Origin of the sequence: Neobacillus sp. 204 (genome assembly GCF_046562815.1) — a bacterium.
Lineage (GTDB): Bacteria > Bacillota > Bacilli > Bacillales > Cytobacillaceae > Neobacillus.
Map to the genome: position 1 here is coordinate 221,387 of NZ_JBJORY010000005.1, position 15,321 is coordinate 236,707.

17 protein-coding genes, 2 pseudogenes and 2 riboswitches are annotated in these 15,321 nt (G+C 39.7%); of the genes and pseudogenes, 2 read left to right on the plus strand and 17 right to left on the minus strand.

Annotated elements, in window-relative coordinates; genetic code table 11:
* Positions 1-14: 14 nt before the first annotated feature.
* From ACJ004_RS12475 to ACJ004_RS12545, 15 genes and pseudogenes are all read right to left on the minus strand, one after another.
* Positions 15-449 carry a bifunctional adenosylcobinamide kinase/adenosylcobinamide-phosphate guanylyltransferase gene (locus tag ACJ004_RS12475; protein ID WP_410893331.1) on the minus strand — a complete coding sequence of 145 codons (435 nt, stop codon included), beginning with the start codon at positions 447-449 and terminating at the stop codon, positions 15-17.
* The gene (locus ACJ004_RS12480; RefSeq protein WP_410893333.1) at positions 401-1,012 is read right to left on the minus strand and encodes a histidine phosphatase family protein; all 612 of its coding nucleotides are present in this window, start codon (positions 1,010-1,012) and stop codon (positions 401-403) included. Before ACJ004_RS12480 ends, ACJ004_RS12475 begins: the two co-directional genes overlap by 49 nt.
* Positions 970-1,758 (minus strand): adenosylcobinamide-GDP ribazoletransferase, encoded by a 789-nt coding sequence (cobS, locus tag ACJ004_RS12485; RefSeq protein WP_410893334.1) that lies wholly within the window; start codon positions 1,756-1,758, stop codon positions 970-972. The genes ACJ004_RS12480 and cobS overlap by 43 nt, the downstream gene beginning before the upstream one ends.
* The gene (locus ACJ004_RS12490) at positions 1,758-3,263 is read right to left on the minus strand and encodes a cobyric acid synthase (RefSeq protein WP_410893335.1); all 1,506 of its coding nucleotides are present in this window, start codon (positions 3,261-3,263) and stop codon (positions 1,758-1,760) included. The genes cobS and ACJ004_RS12490 overlap by 1 nt, the downstream gene beginning before the upstream one ends.
* A complete protein-coding gene (locus ACJ004_RS12495) occupies positions 3,260-3,832 on the minus strand; it encodes a bifunctional adenosylcobinamide kinase/adenosylcobinamide-phosphate guanylyltransferase (protein WP_410893336.1) in 573 nt (190 codons plus the stop codon). The genes ACJ004_RS12490 and ACJ004_RS12495 overlap by 4 nt, the downstream gene beginning before the upstream one ends.
* A complete protein-coding gene (cobD, locus tag ACJ004_RS12500; RefSeq protein ID WP_410893337.1) occupies positions 3,805-4,890 on the minus strand; it encodes a threonine-phosphate decarboxylase CobD in 1,086 nt (361 codons plus the stop codon). The genes ACJ004_RS12495 and cobD overlap by 28 nt, the downstream gene beginning before the upstream one ends.
* Positions 4,847-5,830: an adenosylcobinamide-phosphate synthase CbiB gene (gene cbiB, locus ACJ004_RS12505; RefSeq protein ID WP_410893338.1), complete on the minus strand. Its 984-nt coding sequence runs from the start codon at positions 5,828-5,830 to the stop codon at positions 4,847-4,849. The genes cobD and cbiB overlap by 44 nt, the downstream gene beginning before the upstream one ends.
* The gene (locus ACJ004_RS12510) at positions 5,827-7,293 is read right to left on the minus strand and encodes a heme ABC transporter ATP-binding protein (RefSeq protein WP_410893339.1); all 1,467 of its coding nucleotides are present in this window, start codon (positions 7,291-7,293) and stop codon (positions 5,827-5,829) included. Before ACJ004_RS12510 ends, cbiB begins: the two co-directional genes overlap by 4 nt.
* 3 nt (positions 7,294-7,296) lie before the next feature.
* The gene (locus tag ACJ004_RS12515; RefSeq protein WP_410893340.1) at positions 7,297-8,358 is read right to left on the minus strand and encodes a FecCD family ABC transporter permease; all 1,062 of its coding nucleotides are present in this window, start codon (positions 8,356-8,358) and stop codon (positions 7,297-7,299) included.
* Positions 8,324-9,289, minus strand: coding sequence for an ABC transporter substrate-binding protein (locus tag ACJ004_RS12520; RefSeq protein ID WP_410893342.1), 966 nt, complete (start codon positions 9,287-9,289; stop codon positions 8,324-8,326). The genes ACJ004_RS12515 and ACJ004_RS12520 overlap by 35 nt, the downstream gene beginning before the upstream one ends.
* Before the next feature lie 195 nt (positions 9,290-9,484).
* Positions 9,485-9,676: riboswitch (cobalamin riboswitch) on the minus strand.
* Positions 9,677-9,733: 57 nt separating this feature from the next.
* A complete protein-coding gene (ribH, locus tag ACJ004_RS12525) occupies positions 9,734-10,204 on the minus strand; it encodes a 6,7-dimethyl-8-ribityllumazine synthase (RefSeq protein WP_410893343.1) in 471 nt (156 codons plus the stop codon).
* A gap of 39 nt (positions 10,205-10,243) precedes the next feature.
* Positions 10,244-10,867 (minus strand): annotated as a pseudogene (gene ribB / locus ACJ004_RS12530) (3,4-dihydroxy-2-butanone-4-phosphate synthase); the annotation flags it as partial.
* Positions 10,868-10,920: 53 nt separating this feature from the next.
* Positions 10,921-11,580 (minus strand): riboflavin synthase, encoded by a 660-nt coding sequence (ribE, locus tag ACJ004_RS12535; protein WP_410893345.1) that lies wholly within the window; start codon positions 11,578-11,580, stop codon positions 10,921-10,923.
* Between the two features lie 148 nt (positions 11,581-11,728).
* A riboswitch (FMN riboswitch) is annotated at positions 11,729-11,877 on the minus strand.
* A 110-nt stretch (positions 11,878-11,987) separates the two neighbouring features.
* The gene (locus ACJ004_RS12540; protein ID WP_410893346.1) at positions 11,988-12,455 is read right to left on the minus strand and encodes a GyrI-like domain-containing protein; all 468 of its coding nucleotides are present in this window, start codon (positions 12,453-12,455) and stop codon (positions 11,988-11,990) included.
* A 166-nt stretch (positions 12,456-12,621) separates the two neighbouring features.
* A pseudogene (locus tag ACJ004_RS12545) lies at positions 12,622-13,476 on the minus strand (catalase); the annotation flags it as partial.
* A 186-nt stretch (positions 13,477-13,662) separates the two neighbouring features.
* Here ACJ004_RS12545 and ACJ004_RS12550 point away from each other — a divergent pair.
* Both ACJ004_RS12550 and ACJ004_RS12555 read left to right on the plus strand, forming a co-directional pair.
* Entirely contained in the window at positions 13,663-13,866 is a 204-nt protein-coding gene (locus ACJ004_RS12550; protein WP_410893347.1) for a hypothetical protein, read from the plus strand.
* Positions 13,859-14,056 (plus strand): YwbE family protein, encoded by a 198-nt coding sequence (locus tag ACJ004_RS12555; protein WP_410893348.1) that lies wholly within the window; start codon positions 13,859-13,861, stop codon positions 14,054-14,056. The genes ACJ004_RS12550 and ACJ004_RS12555 overlap by 8 nt, the downstream gene beginning before the upstream one ends.
* 171 nt (positions 14,057-14,227) lie before the next feature.
* On the opposite strand, the gene ACJ004_RS12560 is transcribed toward ACJ004_RS12555, so the two are convergent.
* Entirely contained in the window at positions 14,228-14,428 is a 201-nt protein-coding gene (locus ACJ004_RS12560) for a cold-shock protein (RefSeq protein WP_218346505.1), read from the minus strand.
* Between the two features lie 121 nt (positions 14,429-14,549).
* The gene (locus ACJ004_RS12565) at positions 14,550-15,308 is read right to left on the minus strand and encodes a Cof-type HAD-IIB family hydrolase (protein WP_410893349.1); all 759 of its coding nucleotides are present in this window, start codon (positions 15,306-15,308) and stop codon (positions 14,550-14,552) included.
* Positions 15,309-15,321: the final 13 nt, after the last annotated feature.

A 15,321-nucleotide genomic window follows, 5' to 3' on the forward strand; every position in this document is an offset into this window, starting at 1 on the left:
AATTCTATTCCCCTTTACTTTATCTTTTGATTTAATCCATACCAAATAACGTCAACTTTTTCTGATTTGGCTGTGATATCTTGATAGGCCCAACCTGTTACATCCCGCCATCTTCTTTTTTCTGCTTCCATTGGTACAATACCTTTTGATATATCCGTTCCAATCACAACTAACTTACGATCAAACCCGGCTTGTTCCCAAGTGAGCCAATTTTCTAAATAATTAGACCAAATTTCCCTGCATTTATCGGCAACGATTGTCGCGGATAATTGTTTTAGCCATATTTCTACTCCCTCAAGGATGACCACATCGTGAGCGAATTCAATTAAATTTTTCGGCAGAGGGTGGTTGTCGTATGCGGACACCCATTGTTTATTCTCATACACGTTGTAGGTATTTTTTACCCATGCTCGTTTGCCGTTAAAGGCACCTCCAATAATAAAGTGCACCGTTCACCCCTCCTTAGCGATTCCCTTTCAAATATGAGTTCGTATCCTTGGTCATGATTTACCTGCCAAGCCCAAAAATCATTGGGATTCGGGGCAAACCTTGATAATAGATAGCGAATTACCCCGCCATGTGTAATCACCGCAACACTCTCCAAGTTGGACGTAAGAATCTCTTCGGCAATCTTTGACCAGCCAGAATCTATCCTCTTGTTGAACTCTTGAAAGGATTCTCCCTCGGGCGGACAATGAGCGAAAGGATCTGTAAGCCAATTGCGATAGAGGCGAATTTCTTTTAAGTCTTCGTACGTTTTCCCTTCCCACTTACCGAAATTCATTTCTCGTAATTCTTTAACAAAATGCGGGCTAGCATGGGGGAATAACCTTTTGGCTGTAAGAACACATCTTTTCAAATCACTAGAATAATAACGTTGGTATCTTTTAGAAATTGAGTTAGCTTTTGTTTCAAAGCATAAGGGTGAATCATTCCAGCCTAAATAGGCTTTTCGTTTGTTTTCTTCGGTTACGCCATGACGAAATAATGCAATAACCACACGGTCATCCACAGTAGTAACTCAGTCCCTTCAACAGCAGCTCCTAAGACATCCCCGGTAATTCCGCCAAACCATTTCATCGCTTTCCGACGAAAAAGGAATGAACAACTGGCTGCAACCAGAATCAATAATCCTATTATCAAGATTTCTTTATAAAAAAAACTGATAAGAATGAGAAGACTAACTAAATAAAGGGGATATGGCCATAGTGCTTGCGGTTTGGCCGCATTCTGGAACAATGTACCGAGTCCTTCATTTTTGGCTGCCTTAACCGTTAACAACAGAACGCCCATTACACTTTTACTTAAAAAAGGAATCAAAGCAATTATGATAAATAGTCCGTGTTCGATATTCGCTGTACTCTCATAAATAAAGAGAAAACGACAACTTAATAAAACAAGAATGGACAGAACACCAAATGCCCCCGTTCGCGGATCCTTCATAATTTCAAGTCTTTTCCCCTGATCTTGATAGGAAAAATAAGCATCACTGGCATCTATCCAACCATCTAGATGAATTCCTCCCGTTAAGAGAATTGTTGCCAGCCAAAGCAAGAATGCCGATGCAAGATGGGAAAAAGGAGTAAATTCAAAACACAGAAAGCATATGACTACATAAATAATTCCTTGCATCAATCCGACTAGCGGGAAAGTTTGTACTGCCTTTTTAAGATGCTCCTGATCCATTGGTAATTCTTTAGTAATAGGTATCGCCGTAAAAAATTGAATATTAATTAAGAAACCTTTCCAGATCCTCATTATTTTGAACCCCATTGATTAATGAGCTTTTTCATCAGATCCCATTTTAAATGACTTTTCATTTCATTTGCGATCAAATCAAATCTCTTATCTTTATAGTCGCTAATGGATCGAATTTCTGCGGCCGGCATTCCTTTCTTTTTCCGAATCATGTTTAACCATTGATTTCTCCATTCATCATTATGAAATAGATGGTGAAGATACGTTCCAATGATTTGACCGTTATTACCGAAATAACCATCCTCTTCCCCATTAGCAAATATTAAAAACGGACAGACATCTTTAGAAAATGTAGTTTTTCCTAAATGGATTTCATACCCCTCTAGCCGCTGAATGCTTGGCAATCCTGTTGCTTTGTGATACTGGGCAATGACTCGATTGGTTTCTTTTTCATTATAAAAAATAGTTGTTGCCGGGATAATTCCTAACCCCGCTTCTGTGAAATTCGCTAGGCTGGTGTCTGAACCAACTTCATCAATCAATTCCTCCCCGAGAAATTGATACCCGCCACAGATCCCAACAACAAACCCGCCATTTGCAATATGGGTTTCGATGAGAATATCTAACTGTTTATCACGTAAATGCTTCAAGTCGCTGATGGTACTTTTTGTCCCCGGAATAATGATCGCATCTGGCTGTCCAAATTCACTCGCCTGATTAACCCATCTGAGAGAAACATCTTCTTCAAATAAGAATGGCTCCAAATCACTATAATTTGAAATAAACGGCAGGTGGATAACAGCAATATCAAGTATTCCGTTATTTCGCTTTGAAAATTGGGTCCGAATTGATAAGGAATCCTCCCCATCTATCATATGATTCTCTACATATGGCAATACACCTAATACAGGGACACCTGTTTTCTCTTCTAGCCACTGAACTCCATCTTCAAACAAACTGATATCGCCGCGAAATTTATTGATAATTATCCCGACCACTCTTTGCCTTTCGTGAGGATCCAAAAGATCAAGCGTGCCGACAATGCTTGCAAACACACCGCCTCGGTCAATATCAGCAACCAGGACAACTGGTACATCCGCCAATTCGGCCACCTTCATATTGACGAACTCGCGATCCTTTAAATTAATTTCAACTGGGCTGCCTGCTCCCTCGATTACCACTACATCAAAGTCATCGGCAAGCTGGTGTAGTGATTTCTTTATCACCGCTAACCCCTGCTCATAAAAGTAATCCCGATATCCACGCCCCGAAAGGGTTTGAATTGCTTTTCCTAGATAAACAATTTCAGAGTCCTGATCTGAACGTGGTTTTAAGAGAATTGGATTCATCCAAACAGTGGGCTCCACTCTAGCAGCCTCCGCTTGAATACCTTGCGCTCTGCCAATTTCTTTTCCGTCTCTAGTCACATATGAGTTATTGGACATGTTCTGCGACTTAAACGGGGCAACTCTTACTCCCTCGTTGGCAAGGATTCGGCACAGGGCCGTTACGATTAGACTTTTGCCTACATCTGAAGCTGTGCCCTGAATCATGATTCCTTTCATCGTATTACTCCCTTCATTATGATTGGGATCCCGGCTTCTACTAAAAACACTTTGTCTGCTTCCTTGACTAAAAACTGATGGATTTGTCCTAGCAAACGTCCGTAGGCAAACACCATTTCGTTGCCATGTATAGATTCGTTTAATACTTCATTACTCACGATAATCATGGTCCCGGCACGTTCCTTTATGGAACTAATACCCGAAATAATATTTTCTTTAACGTTTGATAAAAACCGGTTATCCCAGTTTTGCTCCGAAGAAAACAGTTCATTATTTAATAGAGTGGTGACACAATCTAATAAAACCACATCTTCGGCAGTAAACTCATCAGCAATCTTGCCTATTCGAAGTGATTGTTCATACGTTTTCCATTGGTAGGTCCCAGCTAAACGATCGTGTTGGTGCTTTTTAATTCGTTCCATCATTTCAGAATCGGAAGCAACACCCGTTGCAAGATAGTTCAGTCGGCCTTCTGACTTCCTAGCGATTTCCACTGCCTTCCTCTCAGCAAAGCTGCTCTTCCCGCTTCTTACTCCCCCCGTTATGAAGATGAATGGGGTTGCCGCCATTGTGCTAACACCTCCATTAGTTGATTATTTTCTTCATGACTTTTTATCGCAAAACGCAGCCATCTTCCCTCCAAGCCTGGGAAATTAAATGTATGGCGTGGAATGACGCCATGATGAAGAAGAAACTCAAATAAGGAGAACTGATCCTTTGAAAGTGGATCCTGCAATAAATAGAAATTAACTTTGGAAGCTGAAACTAAAAATTCATTTTGCTTAAAAAAAGCAAAAAGCCTATTCCGCTCATAATCAATATATTCTTGTGTCTCTTTAATAAAAGACTCATTTTGTAGACACAGTTCGCCAGCGAGTAATGCAATGGTATTGGTACTCCAATGTGATTGCAGTTTGCTAAGTTCTGAAACAAGCGCTGGTTGAGCGACTAAATACCCTAAGCGTATGCCTGGAATCGCAAACATCTTTGTCATCGAACGAATAATTATTAAATTTAAAAACTTGTTTATGTATGGTACAAATGAATCATAATCGATTAAAAAATCAAAAAATGCTTCATCCAAGATGATAAGGCAATCTCTCTTCTCACATTCCTCGATGATCGATTTAATGGTTGTCGAGGGATATTGAATGCCTGTTGGATTATTAGGGTTACATAAAAATAAGGCATCCGCATCGATTAGACTTGAACGTAAATCATCTATGTTTAGGTCAAAGTTCGGTTCTCTTAGTTGATGATAGACAATTTCACAATTGTTGGCCTGACAGGTTTTTTCATATTCTAAAAATGTTGGCTCCACGATGATGACTTTTTTGCCGGCAAGCATTCTTGCAAGGAGTGTGATAAGTTCTGCTCCGCCATTTCCAATTAAAATGGAATCACTCGGGATCTGTTCTGATTTTGAAATCCTATCCTTTAACTGTGTGGCAAATGGATCGGGATAAACAGTAATTTCTTCAAAAAAATCCGTCCACTTTTCTTTCAAAACAGGTGGTGGACCAAGTGGATTGATATTTGCACTAAAATCAATATACTGCTTCGGGAGTGCTAACCCCATTGCCTTAAATAAATATTGAGGATTCGAACCATGTGACGGCCAAATCAAGGAGCATTCCCCCTATCCATAATAGTAGTAAAAATAATAAGACCGTTTTGTTAAGAATGGAATTGGCCTTGAGAATATGCTCCGCTTCGATTGGCTGAATAGGATCACCCATTTTTGCACGATTGGAAACGATTCCTTTGTAATAATTAATACCTCCAAGCTGAATCCCTAAAATAGCTGCAACAGCAGCTTCCCCCCATCCGCTGTTTGGGCTTGGATGCTTTTTGGCATCCCGGAACAAAATCGACCAAGCTTTTCGGAATCCTGTCCTTTCTGGTCGCTTTCCAAGCAGCATGATGATTCCGGTTAATCGACTCGGGATCCAATTCATCACATCATCCCATTTTGCGGAAGCCCAGCCATACTCTTTATATCTTTCGTTCATGTGTCCCACCATCGAGTCACAGGTATTAGTTGCCCGATAAACCATCGCAAGCGGGGCTCCACCAATGAGTGCCCAAAACATAGGGGCAGTTACCCCATCACTAGTATTTTCGGCGACTGTTTCAATCGTCCCCCGTGCAATTTCACCTTCATCCAGCGCGGTTGTATCACGTCCAACAATATAAGATAGTTTTCTCCTGGCTTCAGTAAGGTCCCCTTTCATTAATGGCTGATAGACCTCTAGCGACGCACCCTTCAAACTTTTTTGGGCAATGGTTGTCGAAATAATGATACTTTCTACTAAAACCCCAACAAAAGGATGAAGCCAATATCCTCCTAAAACTAGTGTTAATACAATAAAATAAACAACGAGTAAAATAAAAAGGAGCATGCCCACCCCTTTCCGTTGTTTAGACTTCCCCTTATTCCAGCGTTTTTCAAAAAATGTAATCATCATCCCTATCCATCTTACCGGATGGGGCCAATTGGGTGGATCACCAATAAAAAAGTCAATAATATATGCAATTGTAATAGCGGCTAAATGATAAAGAATCATTTTCGTTTCCTTTTGCTTGATTTTAGAATCGCTTCTGTCGTGCACTGATAAACAGCCTTACTAATAAGTTTCCCAAGAGGGGTTATGGTTCCAGCATATTCTAACAACTCCCCAGATTGAGTAGCAGCAATTAAAATACTATCTGTCGAGGTACCGGTAGCAATCGTTCCGGTCACTTCATCGATTACCTTAAGATCATTTAATGCCTTTACCTTTGCTTCAGTTGTGGTCATGATGCTTTGGATAAAGGCTTCCTCTGTTAACTCCCCAGTAACAAAAATCCAGGTATTAATCGTTCCAGGTACGATGTCAAATGAATGCTGCTCACTTTTCGAGGCATCGATTGCATTGCCTACCCCAGCTGTCACAACAACAAATATGGAGAAGCCTTCACCGATATACCTTTTGTAAACAACATCTTCCAATATTACCGCTGTCATCATCCCAACCGTTTCAGACGGCTCAAACCCTTTTGATTTTAAAAATGAGGCCATTTCTGACCGATGATCATTACAATTGTAGTCCTTGTTAACATGCCGGTTCACAAATGTCTGATGCCATCCGGTACCTGAACCAATGACTCCTGAGGACATGGTTCTTAATGGCAGCAGGGATGTTAGCATAATAAATTCGTTTGATATATGTAACCTCGACTCATCGAGATGAAAATCGATCACTTCGTTTTTCACTTTTGGCAGTAAGACCATTTGTGGTGCAGCAACTTTCGGATGGGGATGTTTTTGAATGTCTGTATGATATACTTCTCTTATTCGTTCTTCCCGAAGCACCTCATTAGGAATATGATCGATATTAATCCGCCCATTTTCAAGAAGAAGCAGCCGATCACAATAAAGCCCCGCAAGGTTTAAATCATGAAAAATGGAGATAACGGTTAAATCGTTTTCTGCTGTCCATTGTTTTAAGAAATCCAGTAATTCCTTTTGATACGATAAATCCAAATGGTTCGTGGGTTCATCTAAAAGAAGAATTTCAGGCTCTTGGGCTAATGCTTGCGCGAGGAATACCCTTTGTTTTTCACCGCCCGATAACTCCTGTATATTTTTATGCTGGAAGCTGGCCACACCAATTTGCTTCATTACTCGTTGGACAACTTCTTCATCGACATTACTCCAGGTTTGAAACAAGCCTTTTTGATGGGCATAACGCCCTAGAGAGACGGTTTCTTTAACCGTGTAGGAGAAAGATTGAGACGAATGTTGGGAAAGGACGGCAATAATTTGTGCCAACTGTTTTGCCTTGTATTCCTGGAGCCGTTCTCCATGGATCAGAATCTCCCCTTGTTGGATTGGTAAAATTCCGCTCAGCATTTTCAAAAGGGTCGTCTTTCCACTTCCATTCGGTCCTAATATCCCGAAAAGTTCTCCCTTTTCTACGTCAAAAGAAATGTCCTTGAGTACTGCTTCACTCGAGTATCCACCGGAAACCTGTTGAACGTTCAGCATCCTTTAACCACTTCTTTCCGTCCTTTTTCTTTGTAGCAGGATTATTGCAAAAACCGGCGCTCCAATTAAAGCAGTAATTACACCGATAGGTAATTCAGTAGGAGAAATGATTGTTCTTGAAATCAAATCAGCTAAAATTAAAAAACCACTTCCTGTTATGATCGATAACGGCAGGAGATGCCGATGATCAGGCCCCCATAATAATCTCGAAAGATGGGGAATCACCAAACCGACAAAACCAATGGTGCCTGACACCGCAACCGCTGCGCCAGTTAAGATAGAGCCCGCTGTTAAGATAAGCAGTTTTCTTTTTTGAACATTGACCCCTAAAAGCTGTGCTCGTTCTTCTCCAAACGACATAGCATTTAGTTCTTTGGCATTAAACATTAGCAGACCTGAGCCAATGATAAAAAATGGTAAAATGATTTTTATGTAATCCCAGCCTCGCATGGATACACTTCCCAAAAGCCAGCCAATAATTTGCCGGAGCTCATCCCCTGTCAGCGCAATCATGAGTGAAATAATGGCTCCTAAAAAGGAACTAAAAATAATACCTGTTAAAATAATCGTTTCCACTCGAAGGGAGCGCTCAATTTTACTTGCAAACATAAGGACTAGAAAGATAGTAAAAAAAGAAAATAGGATGCTAAGCAATGGTAAAGTGAAGGAACCTATGAAAGGAATCGAAAGCTGGAAAAATAACGTCAACACAGCACCCACCGACGCGCCGGAGGATACTCCTAATGTATAAGGGTCTGCTAACGGGTTTCTGAGCAAACCTTGAAAGGCTGCCCCTGCAATAGCAAGAGAAGCCCCGACAAGACCTGATAATATCACTCGAGGTAAACGAATATTTAGGACAATACTCGAATACATGGGGTCAATTGTTTCCAATGAGATAACCCCAAATAACTTAGCAGTGATAATCTTAATAATGGTAAAGATTGGAACGGACACCGTTCCAATTGAAATACCTAATAAGATAGAAAGAACTAGGAAAATCCCCGCTATAATATAGGCAAGATACTTATTATTTAAAAACTTCAGGATAGACAGCCTTCGCAAGATCTTCTACTCCTTCAATAATCCTAGGGCCTGAGCGAGTAACGCGATCAGAATTCACATCGACTACTTGCTTATTTTTTACAGCGTTGACTGTTTCCCAGCCTTTTCTGCTTAAAACTTGCTCCGCCGGATTTTTCACATAGTACCCGTATGTAGTAACGATAACATCTGGATTACGTTTAATCATTGCCTCTTGATCAATTTTAATCCAGCCTTCTTGATCATTTGCGATATTTTCTGCATTAATGACACTAAGCATCTGATCCATAAAAGTATTCTTTCCTGGTGTATAAATTTCTGGAGCAGGTGAAACCTCCACAAATACCTTTTTCTTTTCTTTTATTCCCGCAGCCTTTGCTTTAATTTCGGCCAATTTAGCCTTCATCCCTGTGATCATCTCATCTGCTTTCGCAGTTTCACCGGTAGCTTTTCCAATCATATCAATGGAATCATAGACTTGGTCAAAATTTTGAGCATCATTAACAACTAAAACTGTAATCCCAGCATCTTTTAGCTGCTGGAGTCCCGCCTCAGAGTTGTGCGCAGAAGAGGCATGGGCTAACACTAAATCAGGCTTTAAGGAAATGATTTTTTCTAAGTTAATTTCTTGACCGCCGACTTTTTCCTTTTTTGTTGCAGACTCCGGATAATTATCGAAATCAGACACGCCCACCACTTCTTTATCGAGACCTAATGCAAAAGCAATTTCAGTATTACTTGGGATAAGAGAAACGATCTTTTCAGGTTTCTTTTCGATAATAACTTTGGTTTGGGTTGCATCTGTAATCGTTAGGGGATATGTAATCTCCGCCGTTTTCTTTTCAACGCTGGATTTATTGTCTTCGTTAACCTGGTCTTTCTTTTCAGCACAACCTGCTAGAACTCCTACTGTCAATAATACTACTAACAGCAATGAATACAACTTTTTCATTTTTCTCCCTGCTTTCTGTGAAATATCATCTACGTAACAAAAAATAAATCTGTCTTGTGCTAAACAAGATTAGTTGGATAAAAACAAAAAAACATCTCCACAATGTAATGGAGATGTTGGTGTGATTAGATTCAGGTTACTAGTATTAAGTAAAAAGAGTCTAGCCTTCAACACCTTCCTATCCTCGTAGGTTTATTGGCGCACAAGAATTAGGCAGGTTTCCTGGCTCATGGTCATCGCTTCCTATGCCTTCCCATCGTATTCGACAGTGACACAATATAGGTTGCTCTCATTTACAGTGGCGGGACCGCGTTGGCTTATACCAACTTCCCTTTTAAGCTTAAAATCTACTGACAAGATTTTAGCACCTAATTTTAAAAATATTTTTTGTTAAATTAATTATAGAAAAAGTGGAATGATTTGTATATGTTTTTTTACAATAATTTATTGATCAATACTTCTGCATAAATTTGCCATTTCAATTGCAGCTGTTGCGGCATCCCAACCTTTGTTACCTGCCTTTGTACCAGCCCGCTCTATTGCCTGTTCAATGGAATCGGTTGTTAAAACTCCAAAAATAACCGGAATGCCACTTTTTAGATTGATTGCAGAAACACCCTTTGCCACTTCATTACAAACAAAGTCAAAATGTGGAGTTGATCCGCGAATGACGGTTCCTAGTGTGATCACTGCATCATATTTTTTGCTATTAGCCATTTTTTGCGCGATTAATGAAATCTCAAATGCACCTGGTACCCAAGCAAGATCCACATCCTCCTCACTCACTCCATGTCTCTTAAGTGCATCCTGTGCCCCGCTTAATAATTTACTTGTAATGAATTCATTAAAACGTCCAACTACAATTCCTATCTTTAATCCAGATCCAACTAAATTTCCTTCAAAAATATTTCCCATGAGTATGCCTCCATCAATAGTTTTTGAGTTTTTTAATTAAACTCCCCGTTTAACCAAGTTTTCCTTTTTCACTCGATATTCAACTAAGTCCTTGATTGTAATCATTTTTAGGTTCATCTTTTCAGCAATTTTTTGAAGTTCAGGGACGCGCGCCATCGTTCCGTCCTCCTTCATAATTTCACAAATGACCCCAGCAGGCTTGGCACCGCATAATTTGGCAAGATCTACGGCTGCTTCAGTATGCCCTGTTCTCCGTAGGACTCCCCCTTTTTTAGCAATAAGCGGAAACATATGACCTGGTCGTATAAAATCAGATGCTTTCGAATCCTGGTCAACCAGACTCATCACCGTTGCCGAACGTTCAAACGCTGAAATGCCTGTCGTCGAAAACTTGTGATCGATGCTTACGGTAAAAGCTGTTCCGTGTGGATCCGTATTATTGGAAACCATTGGAGATAAATCCAGCTTTCGAGCTAAATCTTCCTCAATCGGGACGCAGATTAAACCTCTTCCGTGTGTCGCCATCAAATTGATCACTTCCGGCGTTGCCTTTTCAGCAAGGGCAAGAAAATCCCCTTCATTCTCCCGGTTCTCATCATCACAGACAATGACAACTTTCCCTTTTTTCAAGTCAGAAAGGGCTTCATCAATTGTATTAAACACGTTTCCTCTCTCCTTTCGATTGTTTTTAATGCTAGAAAATTAACTCACCTTATTTAAAAAAAGCCATTCTTTTCTAAAAATTCAGCAGTTATCCCTTTGGAACTTTTTTGCCCAGGATCAGTCGACAAGTTTTTGATCATATGTCCCACATATTTACCAATCATATCGCATTCTATATTAACAATATCTCCGGAACCTTTAAGTCCTAAAATCGACTCAGACAATGTATGTGGGATAATCGATAATGTAAAACTGTTTTCCGATACTGCAAATACAGTTAAGCTTGTCCCATCCACTGCAATGGATCCTCTTAAGATTACATACCTTAATAACTCCTGCTCTGCTTCAATTTCATAGTAAATAGCATTTTCAAGAGATTGTTTACTTTTTATTACCCCTGTACCATCAATATGTCCTGAGACGAAATGACCGCCAAATCTTCCTCCTGCCGCCATCGCCCGCTCAAGATTTACTTTGGAACCACGTTTTACCATGTTTAGACTGCTGGCTCTGACCGTCTCTGGCATTACATCTACCGTAAATAGTTTACCAGTAAAAGATGTAACCGTTAGACAGACCCCATTAACGGCAATACTGTCGCCAAGATGGACATCATTCAGTATTTTTTTCGCTTCAATGGTTAACACAAACGACTCGCCAGTCCGCTGGATGTTTGCGACTACGCCTATTTCTTCAATAATTCCAGTAAACATATCGTTCCTTCTCCTAACTATGTTTCCCTTTAATGCTTACTCTAAAAAATAAGAAAGACCCTGAAGACAAACGTCCTCAGGGTCCTGTATAAGACAATAGAAAATAAAGGCTTAAAAATAGGCATACTTCACCTACAGTTAATCCCGTCTTTTCCTTCTCCCATCCAGACTTTAACTGTCGGCCCTGGAGTTTCACCAGATCCACCGCTTAACAAACAAATGTTAACCGGGTCACGGACTAAGAAGCATGGCTTCATCACCGCCGGTTAGGAATTTCACCTGACCCCGAAGGAAATTATTCGAATATATATTTATATGTTATGATACTTGATTCTAATAGTAAAGGATTTTGCACTAAATAGTATGCCCTAAACTAGAAATCAATACGCTAAGCTTTAACAGACCTCTTATTTATAAGTCTTGACTGGCAAGTAAATATCAAAATGGAGCTCGCCATTCTCTATAAGATGTTTATTATCTTCCTTGTATACCTCAATACTTAATGCGTTGTGATCTTGTTCATACCCATATTCGTCCATCCATGAAAAAATTCGTTTATATGTATTTTCTACTTCGTCATGGCTTCCTTTATGGGTAGCGCAAACATAATTTTTACTTGGAATCGTAAACCCAACCATTCCATCTGGAACTTCCTCAATTTTTTCAACGGGTGTTGTCACATAATAAGTAACTTCTGTTTCTCTACTATGAAAAGGTGCAATTAAAACAGGTTCGTTCGTTTGATAAGATACCTCTTCCAATCGATTTAGCATCTCCTTAAATAAACTCGGGAGTGCACTGATTTGTGAATAGGTTCCATTCCATGAAATTCCAACAACTTTTATCTCTTCTTTTTCGATTACTTGGATACTCATTCTAATCCCCCTTTTGAATTATCATATTAATATAATTCTAATCCTTGCTCTTAAATCCTGCATAAATAATTCGACTAAATCATTCAAAAAACTAACGATTACTCCGCTTACTTAGATTCAAAAAGGCCGCTCACGTTAATGAACGGCCTTTTACTAGTTTTTAAGGTTACTTTACCTCTTGAGGGATGGCTAAATTCAACCCTTTGGCTACTTTTTCACCATATTCTGGGTCTGCTTTGTAGAAATGCTGGATTTGGCGAAGCTTAATGTCCTCTCTCTCTATCGGCTTCATTGCACCTACAACTGTTTCAATTAGGCGGGCACGCTCTTCTTTAGACATTAATCGATAGAGGTCACCGGCTTGTGAATAGTGGTCGTTATGATCATAGGCCACCTGTTCAGCAACCCCAGTAACCTGGAAGGCTGTTTGTTTATGATTAGGTTCTTCCTTTGGTCCGCCAAAACTATTGGGCTCATAATAAACAGAGCCGCCGCCGTTTTGATCGGAACGCATCGCGCCATCACGTTGATAGTTATTAACCTCCACTTTCGGACGGTTAATTGGCAGCAAGTTATGATTTGGACCTACACGATAGCGGTGGGCATCTGAATAAGCAAAAAGTCGGCCTTGAAGCATTTTATCTGGTGAAGCCTCGACACCAGGGACCATTGTTCCCGGTGAGAATGTGGCCTGCTCAACTTTAGCAAAGTAGTTCTCAGGATTACGGTTGAGAACCATCCGTCCTACCTCGATTAACGGGTAGTCCTTATGTGACCATACTTTTGTGACATCAAATGGATCGAAGCGATACGTATCAGCATCTTCAAATGGCATGATTTGAAGATGCAATCTCCAAGCAGGGAAATCTCCCTTCTCAATTGCATTAAATAAATCTTCCGTATGGTAATCAGGGTTATCTCCGGCTAGTTTCCCGGCAAGTTCTGGTGCCATGTTCTTAACGCCTTGCTCTGATTTAAAGTGATATTTCACCCAAACGGCTGCTCCATCCGCATTTACCCATTATCGGACGTCCCTTTGTTTATTCTATCATATCAATTGTTGGAAAATTTTAAAAAATATGAAATAAATATGACTTTATAAATAATAGTGGCAACTTGCCTGATTATCTTTTGAATAAATACTTAAATTTTAATTTAGATGAAAATAGCATATAATGGACTTAACACTTTTATAGGAGGATTTTTTATGACTGATTCAAATCAAACAAATACAAATGAAGAAACGAAGAAGAAAATTAGTCTGCAAGAGGCGATGAAACTACAGCTGCAAAATAAGAAAAACAAATCCGCTGGCGGAAATGTAGGCGGAAGCGCTTCTATGGCCACTAAAAAGCTGCAAAGCCAGCAAACGAAAAAAGTAAGTAATTCACGGAGAAAAATGGGTGTCTAGCGGTCAAAATCGAGCCGATATTTCCCCAGGTGCTCTTGTCAAAATAGTCCTTAAAGCGGATCAAAGAAGCGGGAAACTAACAGAGGGTACCGTCAAGGATATATTAACCAAGTCCAGTTTTCATCCTCATGGTATAAAGGTTAGGCTCACGGATGGGCAAGTTGGCAGAGTGAAGGAAATAAATAATTAGTTAGTTAAACCCCTTTGTGCTAAATCGCAGAGGGGGTTTTTTTAGTGAATTGCTCTATCATTTACCCTGCGGATTATTTATTATCCTTCTCGGTCAATCCAACTCCTTTTCATTTTTCAGTAGAAACTAAAAAAACAGACCCATTCGCTGGGTCTGTTTATCGGCGGGTCATTATGATTTACGGACGTTTACTGCTTGTGGTCCACGTTGGCCACTTTCAATTTCAAACGTTACCTCTTGACCTTCGTCTAATGTTTTGTATCCTTCGCCTTGAATAGCAGAAAAGTGAACAAACACATCTTCTCCACCTTCGCGCTCAATGAATCCAAAACCTTTTTCACCGTTAAACCATTTTACTTTACCATGTTCCATTCTTTGTAGCCTCCTAGCATGTAACAATTACATGTAAATTGCAAATTGACTTGCCTAATTATTTTTACCCATTTTTTTTTATGCTATACTAGCCAACTTTCAAAAAAATTTTTTCTCTGAATCAGCTATTATCTAAGACCCATTTCTGGATTGCTTTTGCGACACCATCTTCTTCGTTCGTCACTGTAACCCAATCAGCAGACTCTTTAACAATGTCTTGAGCATTTCCCATTGCGATTCCTAATCCGGATGCCTTGATCATCGCCAAATCATTGAGACTATCTCCAACTGCCATCACATTTTTCATTTCCAATCCAAGCCTGTTGCAAACAATTTCAAGACCTTTGGCTTTATTAATTCCAGCTGAATTAACTTCGATATTCTTCAAGGTTGAATTGCTAAGTTCAAATTCACCTTTTTCCTGTAATTCCTTCATGATAAGCGCTCTTGTTTCGTCATCATCGATATTGAAACCAAATTTCATCCATTCGAGTGAATGTAGGTCTTCTGGCATTTCATTATGCCAATTTCGTTCCGTACTAATTGCCCAAAACTTTGTATTATGCTGCTGCGTTAAATTCCACATCCACTCTATATGTTCTGACTTTACCAAATTCCTTTCCACTAATTCACGTTTATCATCCCAAATTTCACTTCCATTAACCGTTACTAAATACGAATCTAATTCCAATGAGTCAGCATGCTCTCTACTTGTCAGCAGCGAACGTCCTGTGCTTAAAACTACAAATATTCCTTTGTCCTTAGCCGCTTTAATGGCTTGGCGATTTCCTTCTGAAACCTGTCCTTTATTATTTAAAAGAGTACCATCCATATCGAGTGCAACTAATTTAATTTCAACATCATTTTTAAAATTTTCCATATGTATAACGTGC